The organism is Alcaligenes aquatilis (assembly GCF_003076515.1).
In the GTDB taxonomy this organism is placed as follows: Bacteria; Pseudomonadota; Gammaproteobacteria; order Burkholderiales; family Burkholderiaceae_B; genus Alcaligenes; species Alcaligenes aquatilis.
Map to the genome: position 1 here is coordinate 694,832 of NZ_CP022390.1, position 17,003 is coordinate 711,834.

General features: G+C 56.3%; 13 protein-coding genes. 6 read left to right on the top strand and 7 right to left on the bottom strand.

Annotated features, from left to right (window positions below; all coding sequences use genetic code 11):
- The first annotated feature begins 15 nt into the window (after positions 1-15).
- The 4 genes from CA948_RS03280 (at position 16) to sorU (ending at position 5,509) form a co-directional block, all read left to right on the top strand.
- Entirely contained in the window at positions 16-1,242 is a 1,227-nt protein-coding gene (locus tag CA948_RS03280) for a DesA family fatty acid desaturase (protein ID WP_094196400.1), read from the top strand.
- The gene (locus CA948_RS03285; RefSeq protein ID WP_108727320.1) at positions 1,239-3,533 is read left to right on the top strand and encodes a UvrD-helicase domain-containing protein; all 2,295 of its coding nucleotides are present in this window, start codon (positions 1,239-1,241) and stop codon (positions 3,531-3,533) included. Before CA948_RS03280 ends, CA948_RS03285 begins: the two co-directional genes overlap by 4 nt.
- Before the next feature lie 393 nt (positions 3,534-3,926).
- On the top strand, positions 3,927-5,147 hold the full coding sequence (gene sorT, locus CA948_RS03290) for a SorT family sulfite dehydrogenase catalytic subunit (protein ID WP_094196402.1): 1,221 nt from the start codon (positions 3,927-3,929) through the stop codon (positions 5,145-5,147).
- 53 nt (positions 5,148-5,200) lie between these two features.
- On the top strand, positions 5,201-5,509 hold the full coding sequence (sorU, locus tag CA948_RS03295; protein ID WP_094196403.1) for a SorU family sulfite dehydrogenase c-type cytochrome subunit: 309 nt from the start codon (positions 5,201-5,203) through the stop codon (positions 5,507-5,509).
- Positions 5,510-5,541: 32 nt separating this feature from the next.
- Here sorU and CA948_RS03300 read toward each other — a convergent pair whose 3' ends face one another.
- From CA948_RS03300 to dapD, 6 genes are all read right to left on the bottom strand, one after another.
- Complete coding sequence (locus CA948_RS03300; protein ID WP_238988643.1) at positions 5,542-7,461, bottom strand: metallophosphoesterase family protein; 1,920 nt, start codon at positions 7,459-7,461, stop codon at positions 5,542-5,544.
- Positions 7,462-7,696: 235 nt separating this feature from the next.
- The gene (locus tag CA948_RS03305; protein WP_108727321.1) at positions 7,697-8,074 is read right to left on the bottom strand and encodes a hypothetical protein; all 378 of its coding nucleotides are present in this window, start codon (positions 8,072-8,074) and stop codon (positions 7,697-7,699) included.
- Between the two features lie 493 nt (positions 8,075-8,567).
- Positions 8,568-10,493 carry an ABC-F family ATP-binding cassette domain-containing protein gene (locus CA948_RS03310; RefSeq protein ID WP_094196405.1) on the bottom strand — a complete coding sequence of 642 codons (1,926 nt, stop codon included), beginning with the start codon at positions 10,491-10,493 and terminating at the stop codon, positions 8,568-8,570.
- Positions 10,490-11,413, bottom strand: coding sequence for a 50S ribosomal protein L3 N(5)-glutamine methyltransferase (prmB, locus tag CA948_RS03315; protein ID WP_094196406.1), 924 nt, complete (start codon positions 11,411-11,413; stop codon positions 10,490-10,492). The genes CA948_RS03310 and prmB overlap by 4 nt, the downstream gene beginning before the upstream one ends.
- Positions 11,407-12,543 carry a succinyl-diaminopimelate desuccinylase gene (gene dapE / locus CA948_RS03320; RefSeq protein WP_108727322.1) on the bottom strand — a complete coding sequence of 379 codons (1,137 nt, stop codon included), beginning with the start codon at positions 12,541-12,543 and terminating at the stop codon, positions 11,407-11,409. Before dapE ends, prmB begins: the two co-directional genes overlap by 7 nt.
- A 2-nt stretch (positions 12,544-12,545) precedes the next feature.
- Complete coding sequence (gene dapD / locus CA948_RS03325) at positions 12,546-13,364, bottom strand: 2,3,4,5-tetrahydropyridine-2,6-dicarboxylate N-succinyltransferase (RefSeq protein ID WP_026482863.1); 819 nt, start codon at positions 13,362-13,364, stop codon at positions 12,546-12,548.
- Between the two features lie 842 nt (positions 13,365-14,206).
- Here dapD and CA948_RS03330 point away from each other — a divergent pair.
- Entirely contained in the window at positions 14,207-15,112 is a 906-nt protein-coding gene (locus CA948_RS03330) for a hypothetical protein (protein ID WP_108727323.1), read from the top strand.
- A gap of 121 nt (positions 15,113-15,233) precedes the next feature.
- Here the strand turns inward: CA948_RS03330 and CA948_RS03335 are convergent, their stop codons facing one another.
- Entirely contained in the window at positions 15,234-16,001 is a 768-nt protein-coding gene (locus CA948_RS03335; RefSeq protein WP_108728692.1) for an AraC family transcriptional regulator, read from the bottom strand.
- 106 nt (positions 16,002-16,107) lie between these two features.
- Here CA948_RS03335 and CA948_RS03340 point away from each other — a divergent pair, with 106 nt between their 5' ends.
- Entirely contained in the window at positions 16,108-16,914 is an 807-nt protein-coding gene (locus CA948_RS03340; RefSeq protein ID WP_094196410.1) for a sulfite exporter TauE/SafE family protein, read from the top strand.
- The last annotated feature ends 89 nt before the right edge of the window (positions 16,915-17,003 follow it).

The following is a 17,003-nucleotide window of genomic DNA, read 5'->3' on the forward strand; positions in this document are numbered from 1 at the left end:
GGTCTAAAAGGGTCTATGCAATCGTTTCTTTCTTTTCTTGCTGACGGATGGCTGCAACTGTCTTGGTGGCAGCTTACTCTTGTCATTCTGGCGGTGACTCATGTCACTATTGTGTCAGTTACTGTATTTCTTCACCGTAGTCAGGCGCACCGCGGGCTAGACCTGCACCCGGCGCTGATGCATTTCTTCCGTTTCTGGCTCTGGATGACCACCGGTATGGTCACCAAAGAATGGGTTGCGATTCACCGCAAGCACCACGCCAAATGTGAACGCGAAGGCGATCCCCATTCCCCCGTGGTCTTTGGTCTGGGCCAGGTGTTCTTCCGTGGTGCAGAACTGTACCGCCAGGAAGCCACCAACCCCGAAACCTTGAAGCGTTTCGGTCACGGCACGCCCGATGACTGGCTCGAGCGCAACCTGTACACCAAATACAGCATGTTGGGTATTACCATCATGCTGGGTATTGATCTGTTCCTGTTCGGTCTGCTGGGCCTGACGGTCTGGGCTATCCAGATGGCCTGGATTCCTTTCTGGGCCGCCGGTGTGGTCAACGGTCTGGGTCATGCGATCGGTTACCGCAACTTTGCCAGCCCTGATACCAGCACCAACGTATTCCCTTGGGGCATCATCATTGGTGGTGAGGAGCTGCACAACAACCACCACGCTTACGGTACGTCCGCCAAATTCTCCAGCAAATGGTACGAATTTGACTTGGGCTGGTGCTATATCTCGGTGTTCAAGGCACTGGGTCTGGCCAAGGTCAAGAAGGTTGCTCCCAAGCTGCGTCTGGAACCTAGTGTGCCTTCTAATGCCCCAATCGACGGCATCAGCTTGGCAACCTTGCAAGGCGTCATTACGCACCGCTACGAAATTCTGGCCCGCTATGCGGACATCATCAAAACCACGGCCTCGGAAGAAATTGCTCGTTTGAAGCCACAAGTGAACAAAGACAACCCAAATTGCTCCTGGTCCCTGTTGGAGAGCTGCAACGACTGGATTGGCCGTGGCGACGACGTTCTGGCTCCCGAGCAGCGTGCTGAACTGGAAACCGTGGCGGCTGGCGATTCTCGCCTGTCCATCCTGGTTCGCATGCAGCGTGAACTGGCCGGTATCTGGGAAAGCTCCAGCGCCTCCAGCGAGCAGTTGCTGTCTGACCTGCGCACCTGGTGCCAGCGCGCTCAGCAAAGTGGTATTGAAAGTCTTGAGCAGTTCGCCTTGCGTCTGCGCCGCTACGCGGCATGATGGATCGCTTAAACCCGGAACAGCGAGCCGCCGTTACTCTCCCCTCTGGCCATGCCTTGGTGCTGGCCGGAGCGGGTAGCGGAAAAACCAGTGTCCTGACCTCCCGAATGGCCTGGTTAATCCAGACTGGGCAGGTCAGCCCTCACGGACTGGCCGCTGTTACCTTCACCAACAAAGCCGCGCGCGAAATGCTGACGCGGCTTACTTCTTTATTGCCTATCGATACTCGCGGAATGTGGGTCGGGACCTTTCACGGCCTGTGTAATCGCTTGCTGCGCATGCATTACCGCGATGCCGGTCTGGTACAGACGTTTCAGATTCTGGATACGGCAGATCAGTTGGCCTCCATCAAGCGCATGGTCAAGGCCAACAATGTGGATGATGAGAAATTTCCGCCCAAGGAAATTCAGAAGTTCATCAACGCCTGTAAAGAAGACGGCCAACGTCCTGGCGACCTGGAAGCTCATGACCCTCACCGCCGCCGCCTGATCGAGCTTTACCAGCTTTATCAAGAGCAGTGCGAACGTGAAGGTGTGGTGGACTTTGGCGAGCTACTGCTGCGCGCTTACGAGCTGCTGTCTCGCAATGCACCAATCCGCGAGCATTATCAGCGCCGCTTCAAACACATTCTGGTGGACGAGTTCCAGGACACCAACGTGCTGCAGTATCGCTGGTTGCGTCTGTTGGCCGGTGATCAGGCCTGTATGTTTGCCGTGGGCGACGATGACCAGTCGATCTATGCTTTCCGTGGCGCGAACGTGGGCAATATGGCCGACTTCGAGCGCGACTATGCCCGTGGCAATGTGATCCGCCTGGAGCAGAACTATCGTTCCTGCGGTCATATTCTGGATTCCGCCAACGCGCTGATCGAGAACAATAGTGGTCGCCTGGGCAAGAATCTGTGGACCGATAGCGGCGAAGGCGAGCTGGTACGCATCAGCGAACTGGCTTCGGATGCCCTGGAAGCACAGTGGATTGTGGATGAAGTTCGCGCCCTGATTGCTGAAGGCAAGCCACGTCGTGAAATTGCCATTCTGTATCGCAGCAACGCCCAGTCCCGAGTGATTGAGCACAGGCTGTTTTCCCAAGGTTTGCCCTACAAAGTGTATGGCGGCCACCGTTTCTTCGAGCGTCAGGAAATCAAGCACGTGCTGGCTTACTTGCGCCTGATGGATAACGCGGATGATGACACCGCTTTTCTGCGCGTCGTGAATTTCCCGACTCGCGGAATTGGTGCCCGTTCGGTAGAGCAACTGGCCGATTTGGCGCGCGAGCGCGGTACCAGTTTGCTGCGTGCCATCCCTTATCTGCAAGGACGTGCGGCTGCCAGCTTGATGCGTTTCTCGAACCTGATTCAGGATATGGCCAGCCAGGCGCAGATCTTGTCTTTGCCCGAGCTGATTGAGCACGTTGTCCACGACAGTACCTTGCTGGCCCATTATCAGGCCGACCGCGAAGGTGCCGAACGCCTGGAAAACTTGCAGGAGTTAGTCAACGCGGCCACGGTTTTTGTGGGTGAGGAAGGCTTTGCTGAGCTGCCCGCAGGTCGAGTGCCTGAAGCCGTGGCGGGCGAGTCCGAGCAGGCCATGCAAAATCCAGATCAGCCGGTTGCCTCTGTGCTCGCCCCCATGTCGCCGTTGGGCTCCTTCCTGACCCATGCATCTTTGGAAGCAGGGGACAATCAGGCCCAGGCAGGCCAGGATGCCATTCAACTGATGACGATCCATGCCGCCAAAGGTCTGGAGTTCGATGCGGTTTTCATTACTGGCCTGGAAGAGGGGTTGTTCCCGCATGAGAACAGCTTGTTCGATCCGGGCGGTATCGAGGAAGAGCGTCGCTTGATGTACGTGGCGATTACGCGGGCGCGTCAGCGTCTATACATCACCTTGGCGCAAAGCCGCATGTTGCACGGCCAGACGCGTTACGCCATGCGTTCGCGCTTTCTGGAAGAGTTGCCGGAGCAACATATCAAGTGGTTGTCGGCCCGCTACACTAGCCCGCCCATGCAATCCGAGGCTAGCTCGGGGGCATTTCGTCGCGGTCAAAGCTGGGAGTCCAAAGACAAGAGCTATTCGGCCCAGCCTTACGGCGGTCGTAGCCACACCAGTGTGCTGGAAGTGAATGGGCAGACGTTCCGTGTGGGGCAGGGAGTGCATCACAACCGTTTTGGTGACGGCACCATCGTTAATCTGACGGGGCAGGGTGACGACGCCCAGGCCTTGATTCAGTTCCGTGAAGTTGGTAGCAAGACTCTGGCCTTGGCCATCGCCAAGCTGGATCCTGTTAGCTGAAGACGAAACAAAGACTGAGTCAATCAATTGCAGTTCGAAGGCCCCCGGGACCCCCCGGGGGCTTTTTTATGGTCTGCCCAATGCCGTGGGAAGTTTTAGACGGCTGCAGTTTTTCTTACGCGTCTTCTTTCACACTGTTTATTTTTTGTAGTCCGTCTTGCCTGTCGCTGCCACCTTTCAAGAAAAAACGACGCCTGATTTCACCGTTCAGGCAAAAGGCGATCTTGCATGGAAACCGCATGTTTAATCAGGCGTTCTCGTTTTCAGGATTTGTCGCTAAACCTCTATATGAGCGTTATATATAAGGGTTATGGATTCTAGTTATAAAGATGGTGCCGCCATAAAATCGAAGCCTAAATTAATTACAAATACCAAATACACATGGAGGCGATCATGGAACCTAGCAATCTTTCACGCCGGCGCATGCTGTTGTCCACGGGCGGGATGATGGCCCTGGCCGGAACGGCAAGCCTGACTCCCTTGTCAGCCGCACTGGCGCAGGAAAAGGCAAAAACGCAGGCTAAAGCCTTGCCCGCCTATGCATCTTGGAAACATGCCGACAGCTTGATCGTGCACAGTGCCAATACCATTGAAACCAAGCGCAGCGCATTTGGTTCGGGGCTGATCACACCGTTGGACCGCTTGTTCGTACGCAATAACGTGACTCCCCCGTCTGAACAAATCGTGGCCGATCCGGACGCATGGGTACTGTCGATCAAGGGTGTCAAAAATCCTAAAGACATGACCGTAGCCGAGCTGAAACGATTGGGCTTGGTGGCTGTGCCTATGGTGCTGCAGTGCTCGGGCAATGGCCGTGCCTTTTTCCCCGAGAAACCCAGCGGTACACAGTGGACGGTTGGCGCAGCAGGCTGTGTGGTCTTTACCGGCGTGCCGATCAAGGCTGTGCTGGAGGCTGTCGGCGGGATGGACGAGGGTGCCAAGTACATGACAGGGCAAGGTGGCGAGGAAATTCCTCAGGGACTGGACCCGAACACCATCATGGTGGAGCGTTCGCTTCCTTTGGATGCCATTGATGATGCGATTCTGGCCTGGGAAATTAATGGTCAGCCTATCCCATTGGCTCACGGTGGTCCCTTGCGCTTGGTTGTGCCTGGTTACACCGGCGTCAACAACGTCAAGTACATCAAGCAGTTGGCGTTTACCAAGGAACAGTCTGCCGCCAACATTCAGCAAAACAGCTATCGTCTGGCGCCGGTTGGTGAAAAATCCAACCCGAATCAGGAGTCGGTATGGGAAATGCCCGTCAAGTCCTGGGTGACCAGCCCTAGTGGTGAGCCTGGCGAAGAACTCAAGGCGGGCAAGGTACAGATTCAAGGCTTGGCTTTTGGGGGCATGTCGGCCGCCAAAGAGGTGGAGGTGTCCGTCGATGGTGGCAAGAACTGGGTGAAAGCAAGCTTTGTAGGCCCTGATCTGGGCAAATATGCGTGGCGCCAGTTCGTGGTGGGCGTGGATTTGAAACCTGGCAAGTATGAAATTACTAGTCGGGCAACCAGCGAAGCAGGCACGGTCCAGCCTGAAGAACGTGTACCTAATAACCGTGGCTATTTGAACAATAGCTGGCGTGACCACATGCTGGCTGTCACTGTCGTTTAAGTCTTGAATGTTGTATCCGCCCCGTCAGCTCGGGGCGGCTATGGAAGCGAATCATGAAGAAATATCTCGTTGCTGCAGTATCTGTCGTTGTTTTTAGTACCCAGGCTTATGCTCAGGAGCCAGGCAAGGAACTGTTTTTAACGGGCGCCAAGCCCATTGCCTGTGCGGTCTGTCATACCTTGGCTGACGCTGGTTCAGCCGGGGCAATCGGTCCGGATCTGGATGAGCTCAAGCCAGGCAAGGAGCAGATCCTGAAAGTCATGAAAGAAGGCATGGGTGCCATGCCGTCCTTTGCCCAGACCCTGAGTGACCAAGAGCGTGATGCTATCGCCACCTACGTCAGCTCTGTAGCGGGTCAATAAGTTATACCTGTAGTAGCCAGACGCTAGCCGCCTTACCCTTTCTTCTCCTGATCTGGAGGTAGAAATTCGGTAGGCGGCTTTTTGTTGGCGTTGTGATGCAGGATGCGGGCAGGGCGGCCCTTCTCATCCAGCCAGATCTGCCCAATGCCGGAGCCATTCCAGACGCGCTCCCCGTGTTTGCGCTGATTTGGCAGACGTGGGCTGATGCTTAAGTCACGGCGTTGCGTAAACCAGTTCAGGGGGGATCGTGGAGAATAGAGCCAGCGATTCAGCCGATCCAGCCAGTTCAGCAAACTTTCCGGAAATTCGTTCTTGATGCCGCTGCTGGTGACTTGCCAGATATGTGGAATATGTTTGCTATGACGCACTTGTACATCGTAGACAAAGGAGTAGTGCACATCGCCGGACAAAATGACATAGTTACCGGGAGTGCGTGAATGTCTGAAGATGTTCAGCATGGTGTTGGCGGCACCTCGGTGTGCCATCCAGTTTTCTGCGTCCACCGTCAGGGCAAAGCCCGCGTAGGTACAGATGCTTTGAATGACTTCGATCAGCTTGACGCCGAACATGGGCGTGGCAGACACAATGACTGCGGCACGCTCGTCCAGCAACTCGTGTTGCAGCTCGGTCAGGGACTCCCAGTCCATCAGTCCAGAAGGTCGGCTGGGTAGGCGGCGGTTATGCCAGCGGCGCGTGCGTGTATCCAGCACAATCAACGTAGGCTGGGTGCGCAGGACATAGTCCCACTGTCGAAACTCCAGCAGCTCCTTGATGATTGCATCCTGTGTCTGATGTTCAAGGCGTTGATGCTCATCGGGCGAGCGGGTCCAGGCGGTGACCGTGTCCAGTACAGACTCAAAGACCTCGGGGCGGTTACCCCAGGCCTGACATAATAAATAGGCGATCAGGGCATTGCCCACGATCTGCCGTGAAAAAGGATGGCCGTAGGCAACGCTTTCCCATTTGGCCGACAGATTCCAGTCATCAGTGATGTCATGGTCGTCAAAAATCATCAAGGTTTGCACGTGCGCCAACAAACGGGCTGCCTGGGGCAGATCCTGACGAAACCCCTGCAGAGCAGTGGCTTCACGCTCCCAACGTTGCTGATGTTTGGGTTCCAGGCAAGGGGGCGCTGGCTCGGCAATGATCTGCCAGGGGGTGGGGGACCAGACCAGCAAGTACATGGCAAAGACTTCAGCCAGTGTCACCAAGTGGTTGTGTGCGTTCGCGGTGGTGAAAATTGGTTTTTCTACCCCACCAAAAAAACGCTCACGCAGATCGTCGTTGGATTTGAACGCTGGCAGCAAATCCGCGCGCCGGTAATAGCTGGCGGGATGCTGGTAAAGGGCTTCGCTATCCGAGACGACAGCGCCTTCCAGATACTCTCCATACAAGCCTAAGCGCGCTATCAGAGAATGAATGGCCGCCAGCATGGGGCCTGCCACATCGTCGGCGTAGACTTGATCGCCGGACAGCATGAGCAAGGCGGGTCGGGCTTTGGCCTCGGTGATGTGTTCACTCAGGACCCTGTCGGCCTGCGCCAGGCCATCGCGTGAGGCGTGATGAGGTTTGCGGCAGGAGCCAAACATCAGATTATCAGCGCGGCTGGCCAATACAAAGTTGGGCTTGGTCTGATCTTGATGCAATAGATGTGGCGCCCAATCCGCAATCCCTTGTCCCGCTCCATGGCCGGCCGAGAGGATCAGATCGTAATGCACCAGCGTGTCCAGGGGCAGCTCGGTAGTGAGTTCTACATCCAGGAAATGAATAAAGGCGTGTGTGCCAAGCGGCACGATGCGGCACTGATCCGCATCTAGCGAGATACGTTGAGCGGGGTGACCTTCTGGCTCCAGGATCAGATCCAGTGACAGGCTTGAACTGCCGACCAGCCACAGGACTAAACGCTGGGAGTCCAGGCGACGCAAAATAGGGCCAGCTAGTACTGGAGGCAAGTTCGATGAAAGTTGGGAGAGACTCAAACGGGTAACAGCCAGAATCAGAAAAGACAATGGACAGTGTAGAGTGTAGAAAGTTGCAGTGCTAGTTCTGTCTGTCGGTACGCCTGCACTGCCGCTGCATGTGGAGATAAAGTGCTTAATGCGTGAAATACCAACAAGAAGGGTCGCCTGTCAAAAAGCGAGCCCTTCGTGTCCGGCTGATAAGCACTTGTCCGTGAGAGCATGCCGCTTAGCTGTTTTCCATTTCCGGCTTGGCTTGCAGAAACGCAGTCACTTGTGCGTCCAGATCGTCCTCATGCACCACACGTACCGGAAAGCCGAGTTTTTCGCTCAAGGGGGCGACAAAGGCATTCAGGGAAAAGGCCATCAAGGCATTGTCCACGACCACCAGGCTGGCGGCACAGGAAACGCTTAAACGGCTGCGGTTGTCCTTGATCCATTGCGAGAACGCCTCCTTGTCCGAACCTTCCTCTGCACCGGGCAGCTCGCGGGTCAGCAAGACAAAGCGTTGTCCTTGATTCAGCAAGGCTTCCAGTTCTGCTTTCCAGTTGGATGGAGAGCTGTTCGAGATCCAGATACGGGGGAATTCCTGTGTAGCAAGGTGCATGTGCGGGTCCTGAGTAAGCCGATTAATGATTCAAAGTGAATGCGCTGCTTTGTACCATTAATCCGCCTGCTCGGGCAGTTCTTTCTCCGTGTGTGCTTTATTCGCCGGAATAGGTGAAAGACTCCCTTGTGGGTCTGCTGTGCGCTTAGTGGGTTGTGCCAGCTTCGGGAAGAAGTGATCAGGACGCTGAGTTGTCGATACAATTTTCGAGAGGAGCTTGGCTGATATGAGCTTGTTGCTGTTTAGCGGTCGGAATCGCCCTAGCTAAACGCAGGCAGTGAATGACGTACTGCAGCAAAACGCAGGACGTGGGGTGTCATAGCCAGGTTGCGAGTACCTGTGCCATAGCCCTGTCTCAGCCCCAAGGTGTCAGCAATCTCGTAAAGCCTCAATGCGTGTTTTACAGACCATCAAGAGCTAAAAAAGGCGCCAATCCTGGTGGATATGGCGCCTTCTTTTTCAGGAGTTCATGAGCAGAACGGAATTGATGGGCCTAAACCTGCCGCCCAATTTCTTCCATCGCTTCCTGAATTTCCAGCCATTCTTCTTCCAGCGTTTGATGTGTTTTGGTGAGTTCACCATGCTCAGTCATCAAGGCGGGCCGTTGGTCTTTGTAGCTGTCCGAATAAAAGTCGGGGTCCTGCATCAAGGTATCCAGCTCCTGCAAACGTAGCTGAGCTTTCTCCATGGCCGACTCCACTTTCTTCAAGCGGCTTTCCAGGGGCTTGCGTTGCTGGGCCTGACGTTGGCGCAGCTCGGCTTCCTGACGGCGTTGCGTCTTGCGGTCTGTGCCTTCATTGCCCGTATCAGCACGCGCTTCCTGGCGAGCTTCCGAGCGTGATTGTGCGCTGCGGGCCAGTAGCCAGTCGCGGTAGTCTTCCAGGTCGCCGTCAAACTCCTGAACCTGACCATCGGCCACGATCCAGAACGAATCAACGGTAGAACGCAGCAAGTGGCGATCGTGAGATACCAGCAGTACGCTGCCACCGTAGTCAGCCAAAGCAGCCGCCAGGGCTTCGCGGGTATCCACGTCCAAGTGGTTGGTTGGTTCGTCCAGCAAGAGCAGATTGGGCTTTTGCCAGACAATCAGGGATAGGGCCAGACGCGCCTTTTCACCCCCGGAGAAGGGGGCTGTCAGGCTGGTGACCATATCACCGCTAAAACCGAAAGAGCCCAGGTAATTGCGCAGTTCCTGCTCGCGCACATCCGGAGCCAGACGCGCCAGATGTTGCAGGGGGGTGGAGTCCGGGTCAATGGAGTCCAACTGGTGCTGGGCAAAGTAGCCAATTACCAGGCCCTTGGATTCTAGGCGTTCGCCCTTGATAGGTTCCAGCTTGCCAGCCAGGGTTTTGACCAGCGTGGATTTACCCGCACCGTTCATCCCCAAAATACCCACACGGGCACCGCCGCGCACCATCAGGCGGACCTGGCTCAAAATCGCTTTGTCCTGACCGGGGTAACCCAGATCGGCCTGATCCAATGTCAGCAAGGGATCGGGGGTGTACTCGGGCGAGGGCAGGCGAATGGAAACGCTTGAGTCGTCGCGCAAGAGCGTTACGGTCTGCATGCGGGCCAAAGCCTTGACGCGGCTTTGTGCCTGCTTGGCCTTGGTGGCCTGGGCCTTGAAGCGGTCAATAAAACTTTGCAGACGCGCGGCTTCACGGGTTTGGCGCTCGTAGGCGATCTGGCTTTGTTGGACGCGCTCGGCACGTTGCACCAGAAAGTCGTTGTAGCCGCCTTTGTAGCGAACCAACTTTCCTTGGTCCACGTGCAGAATCGAACGGGCCACCGCATCGAGAAACTCGGTGTCGTGCGAAATCAGCAGGACCGTGCCGGGGTAGGAACCCAACCAGCGCTCCAGCCAGAGCATGGCGTCCAAGTCCAGGTGGTTGGTGGGTTCGTCCAGCAAGAGCAGGTCAGAAGGGGCCATCAGGGCGCGGGCCAGGGACAGGCGCATTTGCCAGCCACCGGAGAACTCGCGCACGGGCAGCATCCATTGATCGGGGCGGAAACCCAGGCCGGCCAACAGTTGCTCGGCACGCGAAGGGGCGGACCAGGCATCGGCTTCGATCAGGGCGTTTTCCAGCTCGGCAATGGCCTGGCCATCGCTATCGGGCGTGTTGGCGCGTTTTTCCTGCAAGGCACGCAGACGCTCGTCGCCGTCGATAACAAATTCGCGGGCAGGGCGGTCACGGTCTGGAATGGTTTGGCGCACACTGGCCACTTCCCAGACTTCGGGGATGCTCAGGTCACCCCCGTCCAGATCCAGCTCGCCTTGCAGCAGAGCAAACAGCGAGGACTTACCCGCACCGTTCTTGCCCACAATGCCCAGGCGCTCACCCGGATTGACGATGAAATCCGCATTGTCCAGCAGGACTTTGACGCCGCGACGCAGCGTAATTCCAGTTGCGCGTATCACAGAGCCAGTTGCTCCCGGCTTAACAAGAGCACCTGGTCTTCAGCGGTTTCCGTACTTAGCCAGATAGGCTCCAGCTCCGGGAAAGCGGCGATGAAATTGTCGTACTCATTGCCAATTTCTAATACCAGTACGCCTTCAGGCGACAGGAAATTGGGGGCTGCTTCCAGAATGCGACGTACCAGGTCCATGCCGTCGTCACCGCCAGCCAAAGCCAGTTGTGGCTCGTGCTGGTATTCCTGGGGCAGGTTCTGCATGGACTGCTCATTTACATACGGTGGGTTGCAAATGATCAGGTCGTAGGCGGTTTGTGGCAATTGATCCAGCAGATCGCTCTTGTATAGGCTCATGCGATCGTTCAGCTCAAAAGCATCGATATTCGACTGCGCCACTTCTAGCGCGGCATCGGACAGATCCACCGCATCGACTTGCGCTTGTGGGAAAGCCAGCGCCGTCAAAATAGCCAGGCAGCCTGAGCCGGTACACAAATCCAAGGCGTTGTAGATGGCGTCTGGGTCGGCAATCCAGGGCTGGAGCTGCTCTGCCAGCAATTCCGCGATCGGAGAGCGCGGCACGATGGTGTCGGTGGTGACGCGGAAGCGATGGCCTTGCAGCCAGGCTTCGCCGGTCAGGTAGGCGGCGGGCACGCGCTCGTTGCAGCGGCGGGCAACCAGAGCCAGATAGGCGGCGCGCTCGGACTCCAGCATGATGGCGTCCAGATACGGGTCCAGCGTGTCCAGTGGCAGATGCAAGGTGTGCAGCAGCAGGTAGGCGGCCTCGTCCCAGGCATTGTCACTGCCGTGGCCAAAGGCCAACTGACAGCGGTTGAACTGGCTGACAGACCAGCGCAACACGTCGCGCACGGTGCGCAGTTCCTGCTGGGCTTGAAGCAGGGAGGAATGATCGATGCAAGGGCTTAACAAAGCAGGGATTCCAATGTACGGCGATAAATGTTTTTAAGAGGCTCAAGGTCAGCAACCGCAACGTGCTCGTTGATTTGATGAATGCTGGCATTGAGCGGGCCAAACTCGACCACTTGAGGGCAGATTTTAGCGATAAAGCGGCCATCGGAGGTGCCGCCTGTCGTGGACAGATCGGTTTGTACGCCGGTTTCGGTTTCGATGGCCTTGGCAAGGGCCTGGCTCAGCGGGCCAGCCTCGGTCAGGAAGGGCTCGCCACTTACTGTCCATTCCAGTTGGAAGTCCACACCATGACGGCGCAAAATGGACTCCACTTCGGCTTGTAGGCCGGCAGGGGTTTGCTCGGTGGAAAAACGGAAGTTGAAATGAACATCCAACTGACCGGGGATCACATTACCCGCGCCAGTACCGGCATGGATATTCGAGATCTGAAAGCTGGTAGGTGGGAAGTCGATATTGCCGGCGTCCCACATGCGGTCTGTCAGCTCGTGCAGCGCAGGCGCGAATATATGCAGTGGGTTGATCGCTAACTGCGGGTACGCCACGTGGCCCTGGCGACCCTTTACGATCAGATGACCGGACATGGAGCCACGACGGCCATTTTTAATGGTGTCACCCAGTTGGCGTGAACAAGTGGGTTCGCCCACGATGCAATAGTCCAGTTGTTCGCCACGTTCTTTCAGGACCCGGCAAACATGCACGGTGCCGTCGGTTGCCGGGCCTTCTTCATCCGAAGTCAGTAGCAGGGCAATCGAACCTTTGTGCTCAGGATGGGCCTGGGTAAATTCTTCAACCGCGTGGATGAAGGCCGCAATCGAGGCCTTCATATCCGCAGCGCCACGGCCATAGAGCTGTCCATCGCGCACGGTAGGTTCAAACGGGGGCGAGTCCCAGGCGGCTTCTGGCCCGGCAGGGACCACATCTGTGTGACCCGCAAAAACAAACAAGGGCGCTTCGGTGCCACGGCGGGCCCACAGGTTGGACACCGGCCCGCTGGGCAGATGTTCCAGGCTAAAGCCCGCTTGCTCCAGCCTGGCGCCCAGCCATTGCTGGCAGTGGGCGTCCTCGGGGGTCACCGAGGGGCGGGCAATCAGGGCTTTAAGGGTATCTAGTACGGAAAAGTCAGTGCTCATGTTCAGGCGCGAAGTAAATCATTAATACTGGTCTTGGCGCGGGTACGGGCATCCACACGCTTGACGATGATGGCGCAGGCCAGGCTGTACAGCCCATCGGCCGAAGGCAGGGAACCAGGGACCACCACCGAACCTGCAGGGACGCGGCCTTGATAAATCTTGCCCGTTTCGCGCTCGTAAATTTTGGTGCTCTGCGATAGGAACACGCCCATGGCCAGCACCGAGTTCTCTTCCACGATGACCCCTTCCACTACTTCGGAGCGGGCACCGATAAAGCAGTTGTCCTCAATGATAGTGGGGTTGGCCTGCAGAGGTTCTAATACCCCGCCAATACCGACGCCGCCCGATAGATGAACATGCTTGCCGATCTGGGCGCAGGAACCCACGGTGGCCCAGGTATCGACCATGGTGCCTTCACCGACATAAGCGCCGATGTTCACAAACGAGGGCATCAGCACGACATCTGGAGCGACGTAGGCACCTTGGCGCACCACCGCACCGGGGACGGCGCGAAAACCGGCCTGGGCAAAAGCGGCCTGATCATGCTGTTCGAACTTCAGTGGCACTTTGTCGTAGAAGGGAGCGGGCTCGCTGGCCATCACGCGGTTCTCGTTGATCCTGAAGGACAGGAGGATCGCTTTCTTGACCCAGTCGTTGACCTGCCACTGTCCGTCGATTTTTTCCGCCACGCGCAGGGAGCCGTAATCCAGCTTTTCAATCACGGTGTGGATGGCCGTGCGCAGTTCAATGCTGTGTTCTTGGGGGCTGAGGGAAGCTCGTTGTTCCCACGCTGACTCGATCAGACTTTGGAGGTCGCTCATAGGCTAGGCTCTGTGAATGCAGGCCGTCATGGGCAGTACCGGAATAAAGGCGCATGATGCGCGGTTAACTACCGCAGCGGCCGTGCTTGAATGGAGGCAACAGAATAACCGAGTCTGCCCCATCCATGCACGGTTTTATGGCTTTCTTTGTCGCTTTTGAGAGCAGATGAGTGTGGGATGAGGGTGGGTGAAGGGGGACGGTTGTGGTTTCTGGACCAGGATTGAGCCGTGAAACCGTACGAGCAGCATGGCTGGACGTGCATGTTTGCGCTGTTTCTTTTTCTTTTAAGGCGGTTTTTCTGAATTCTTGTTTTTTGATAAAAATTTCTTTTTTTTATATGACTATTTTTTTATTGTTTATTGCGTTTATTTTATTAAGTCGTCTACGTAATTAATTATTTCAAAATAATAAAAAATAAGCGCCAATTACTGTGGTGATCGTATGCAGTGTTCTTGATCAGGCTTGGCTTGGCGTTTGTGTCGGATTGTTTTTCAGCTTGAAAATTTCTGCTCTTCCTCTGTGAGCGTTAAGTAAAACGCAGTTGACCGTTTTCTCCCTAGGCATGTTTCCGTGTTGGTGTGAAGAAAAAGAGGTCGTCATTATGCTCAATGATTCAGTAGTGTTTTTTACATTTTTTAAGATTCATTCGATTTTTATCTGCCTAGAATGATTGTGCTGTTTTTGTTTTAGCCAGATTTTTCTCTTGTTTCTTCATTTTAATGGAGGGGTTATGAGATCGATTCTTTTATGGCTTTTAGGTGTCCCTATTCCTATCATCATTTTGCTGGCCTTGTTTTGGCACTAAGGTATTTGCGATCACAATCTTGAGTAAGGAGTCATCATGGCTACAACACAATTGGGTTCGGAGACAGCTTTGGGTACGCACGCCGGCGCAGAGTCATCGCATTCCGCGGTGTCTTGGGGAGCTATCATCGGGGGCGCGGTGATCGCCGCAGCCTTGACGGCTACCTTGCTGGTAGGCGGGACGGGGCTGGGTTTCATGGCGATCTCTCCCTGGGGCAATGACGGGGCCTCGGGCACCACCATGGCTATCGGCACGATTGTTTGGTTGTTTGTCACACAGATCGTCGCTTATGGCATTGCGGGTTATGTCACTGGCCGTTTGCGTACTAACTGGGCCGGTGTGCATGGCGACGAAGTTCATTTCCGCGATACGGCGCATGGCTTTCTTGTGTGGGCTGTCAGTTTGGTTGTCAGCGTTTTCTTGCTGGGCTCGGGCGTTGCCTCCGTGGTGTCAGGTACGGCACAGGCAGGGGCGAATCTGGCTGGGGCCGGAGTGGGTGCCGCGTCGGCGGTTGTGGGCCAGGCAGGGAAAGATCATGCTCAAGGTCCAGGTCTGAGCTATTTCACCGACGCCTTGTTGCGTCCTGCTGACCCTGCCAACGCATCGGCACACACGGGCAACCCTGAGCGTGAAGTCAGCCGCATTCTGGCGCGCAGCCTGAAAGAAGGTGAGGTGTCCCAGCAGGATCAGGATTACTTGCTGCGCCTGGTGGCCAATCGCACCGGTCTGACGCCTGAACAGGCCAAGGAACGTCTGGACTCAGTTCAAATGCAAGCCAAGGAAACAGCCGAGAAGTTGGAGCAGCAAGCACGCGAAGCAGCAGATACCGCGCGCAAGGCTGCTGCTGCTTTCGCGCTGTGGGCATTTGCATCCTTGTTGGTCGGTGCCTTTGTGGCCAGTCTGGCGGCCACGATTGGTGGGCGGGCGCGTATCACGCGTTAAGCCTTTTGTACGACGATGAACCGCTTATCCCTTGAAGCGAGCGGTGCAAGGCCCCCGAATTTCAGAGCTTCGGGGGCCTTTTTGTATCCGCTTCGATCAAGCTGCTGCCTGGCCCGACGCGTCAGCGAACACGAATAAAGTTGCTGGGAGCTTGCCCTAAACGGCGACGGAACATGGTGGAAAAGGCACTGGCACTGTCATAGCCCAGGTCCAGCGCAATCTGGGTGACTGATTGGCCGGCAGACAGCTTGGTCAAGGCTGTCAACAGGCAGGCTTGTTGCCGCCATTCGCTAAAGCTCATGCCGGTTTGCTGCCGGAACAGACGTGTGAAGCTGCGCAGGCTTTTGTTCAATTGCTTGGCCCATTGTTCTGGCGTGCTTTGGATATTAGGCTGGCCCAGGAATGCTTTGCACAGAGCGGCCAAGGAGCAATCTTGGGGGATGGGCGCAAAGAGCGGCATGGTGTGTGCCAGGCCAACTTCATGCAAGAGAAGCTGAGCCAAGGCACCGTCGCGGCCATTTTCCTCGTACAAGGCGGGCAAGGCCAGGGAGGCCAGCAGCAAGTGATGCAGCAAGGGCGTAATCACCAGCACTTCGCAATGTGTGCTGCGGCGGGGGGCGGCCTCGGGTTCTATATATAGACTGCGCGTACTGGCGCTTTGCATGCGCACGCGATGGCGCTTGCCGGCCGGAATCCAGACGCCACTGTAGGGTGGAATGACCCAGGCGCCATCGTCCGTTTCTACTTCCATCAAGCCTGTCATGGCATAGAGCATTTGCGCCCGCCGGTGTACATGAAAGTCCAGCAGAGTGCCCGGGGCGTAGTCCGTGCCAATCGCCAGCAAGGGGCGGGGGGTGGCATCCACGCTATCCAGTCGTACATTGTGCATCAGCAAGCCTCTGGCCGAAACGAAAGTATTAATGACCGGTTTTAGCATGTCAGCCAAGGCGGAGCGACCTATTCTTGGGTTTTGGTATCTCTTTTGATGGGCGACTATGTATTTGCTATTGCTGTTTTTTGGTTTGCTGGCCGGGGTGACCACCGTGCTGTTTGGTTTCGGTGGTGGCTTTGTGGTGGTTCCCGTGCTGTATTCGGTGTTGATTGCTCTGTATGGCGTAGACAGCCAGATGGGGCAGGCGGCCATGCATATTGCGGTGGCCACGTCCACCTGCGTCATGATCTTTGGGGCTGGCCTGTCCAGTTGGCGCCATCACAAGGCTGGCACCGTGCCTTGGGGGCAGGTGCGTCCTTTGCTCTGGTTTATCGCCCTGGGGGCGATTCCCGGTGCGGTAGCGGCCATGGCCTTGAGTGGGGCCTGGGTGCGTTGGGTTTTTGTGGTGTATCTGGGCCTGACGATTCTTGATAGCCTGTTTCGAGCGGGTTTTACGCAGACAGCAAGCAAGGCCATGCGCCCTTTAAGCAAGGCCAGCAGCGCCGGGGCCGGCGTTCTTATTGGTGCGATCGCCGCTTTTTTGGGCGTGGGCGGGAGCGTGATTACGGTACCTTTGATGCGCCGACGCGGTGCCAGCATGACGGCCGCCACAGCAGCGGCAAATCCCTTGTCCTTGCCTATGGCGGTGGTGGGCAGCCTGAGCTACGCGATGCTGGCCTGGAATGCAGACTCATTGGGGCCTTGGCATGCGGGTTATATCGACCTGCGTGCCTGTCTGGTATTGGTGCTGGGTTCCTGGCTGGGGATTCGTTTTACCTCACGCTGGATTGGCAAGATCCCCGACCGCATTCACGCCAAAGCCTATATCGCCTTGTTGGCAGGGGTGTTCCTGGTGATGCTGTTGGTCTAGATCTGGCCAGGGTGCTGCGGTATCAGCATCTACCTGATGCAGCAGGTTTTGCTTTGCCTGTTTTGAAAAACTTGTGTTTTTTTGTTCAG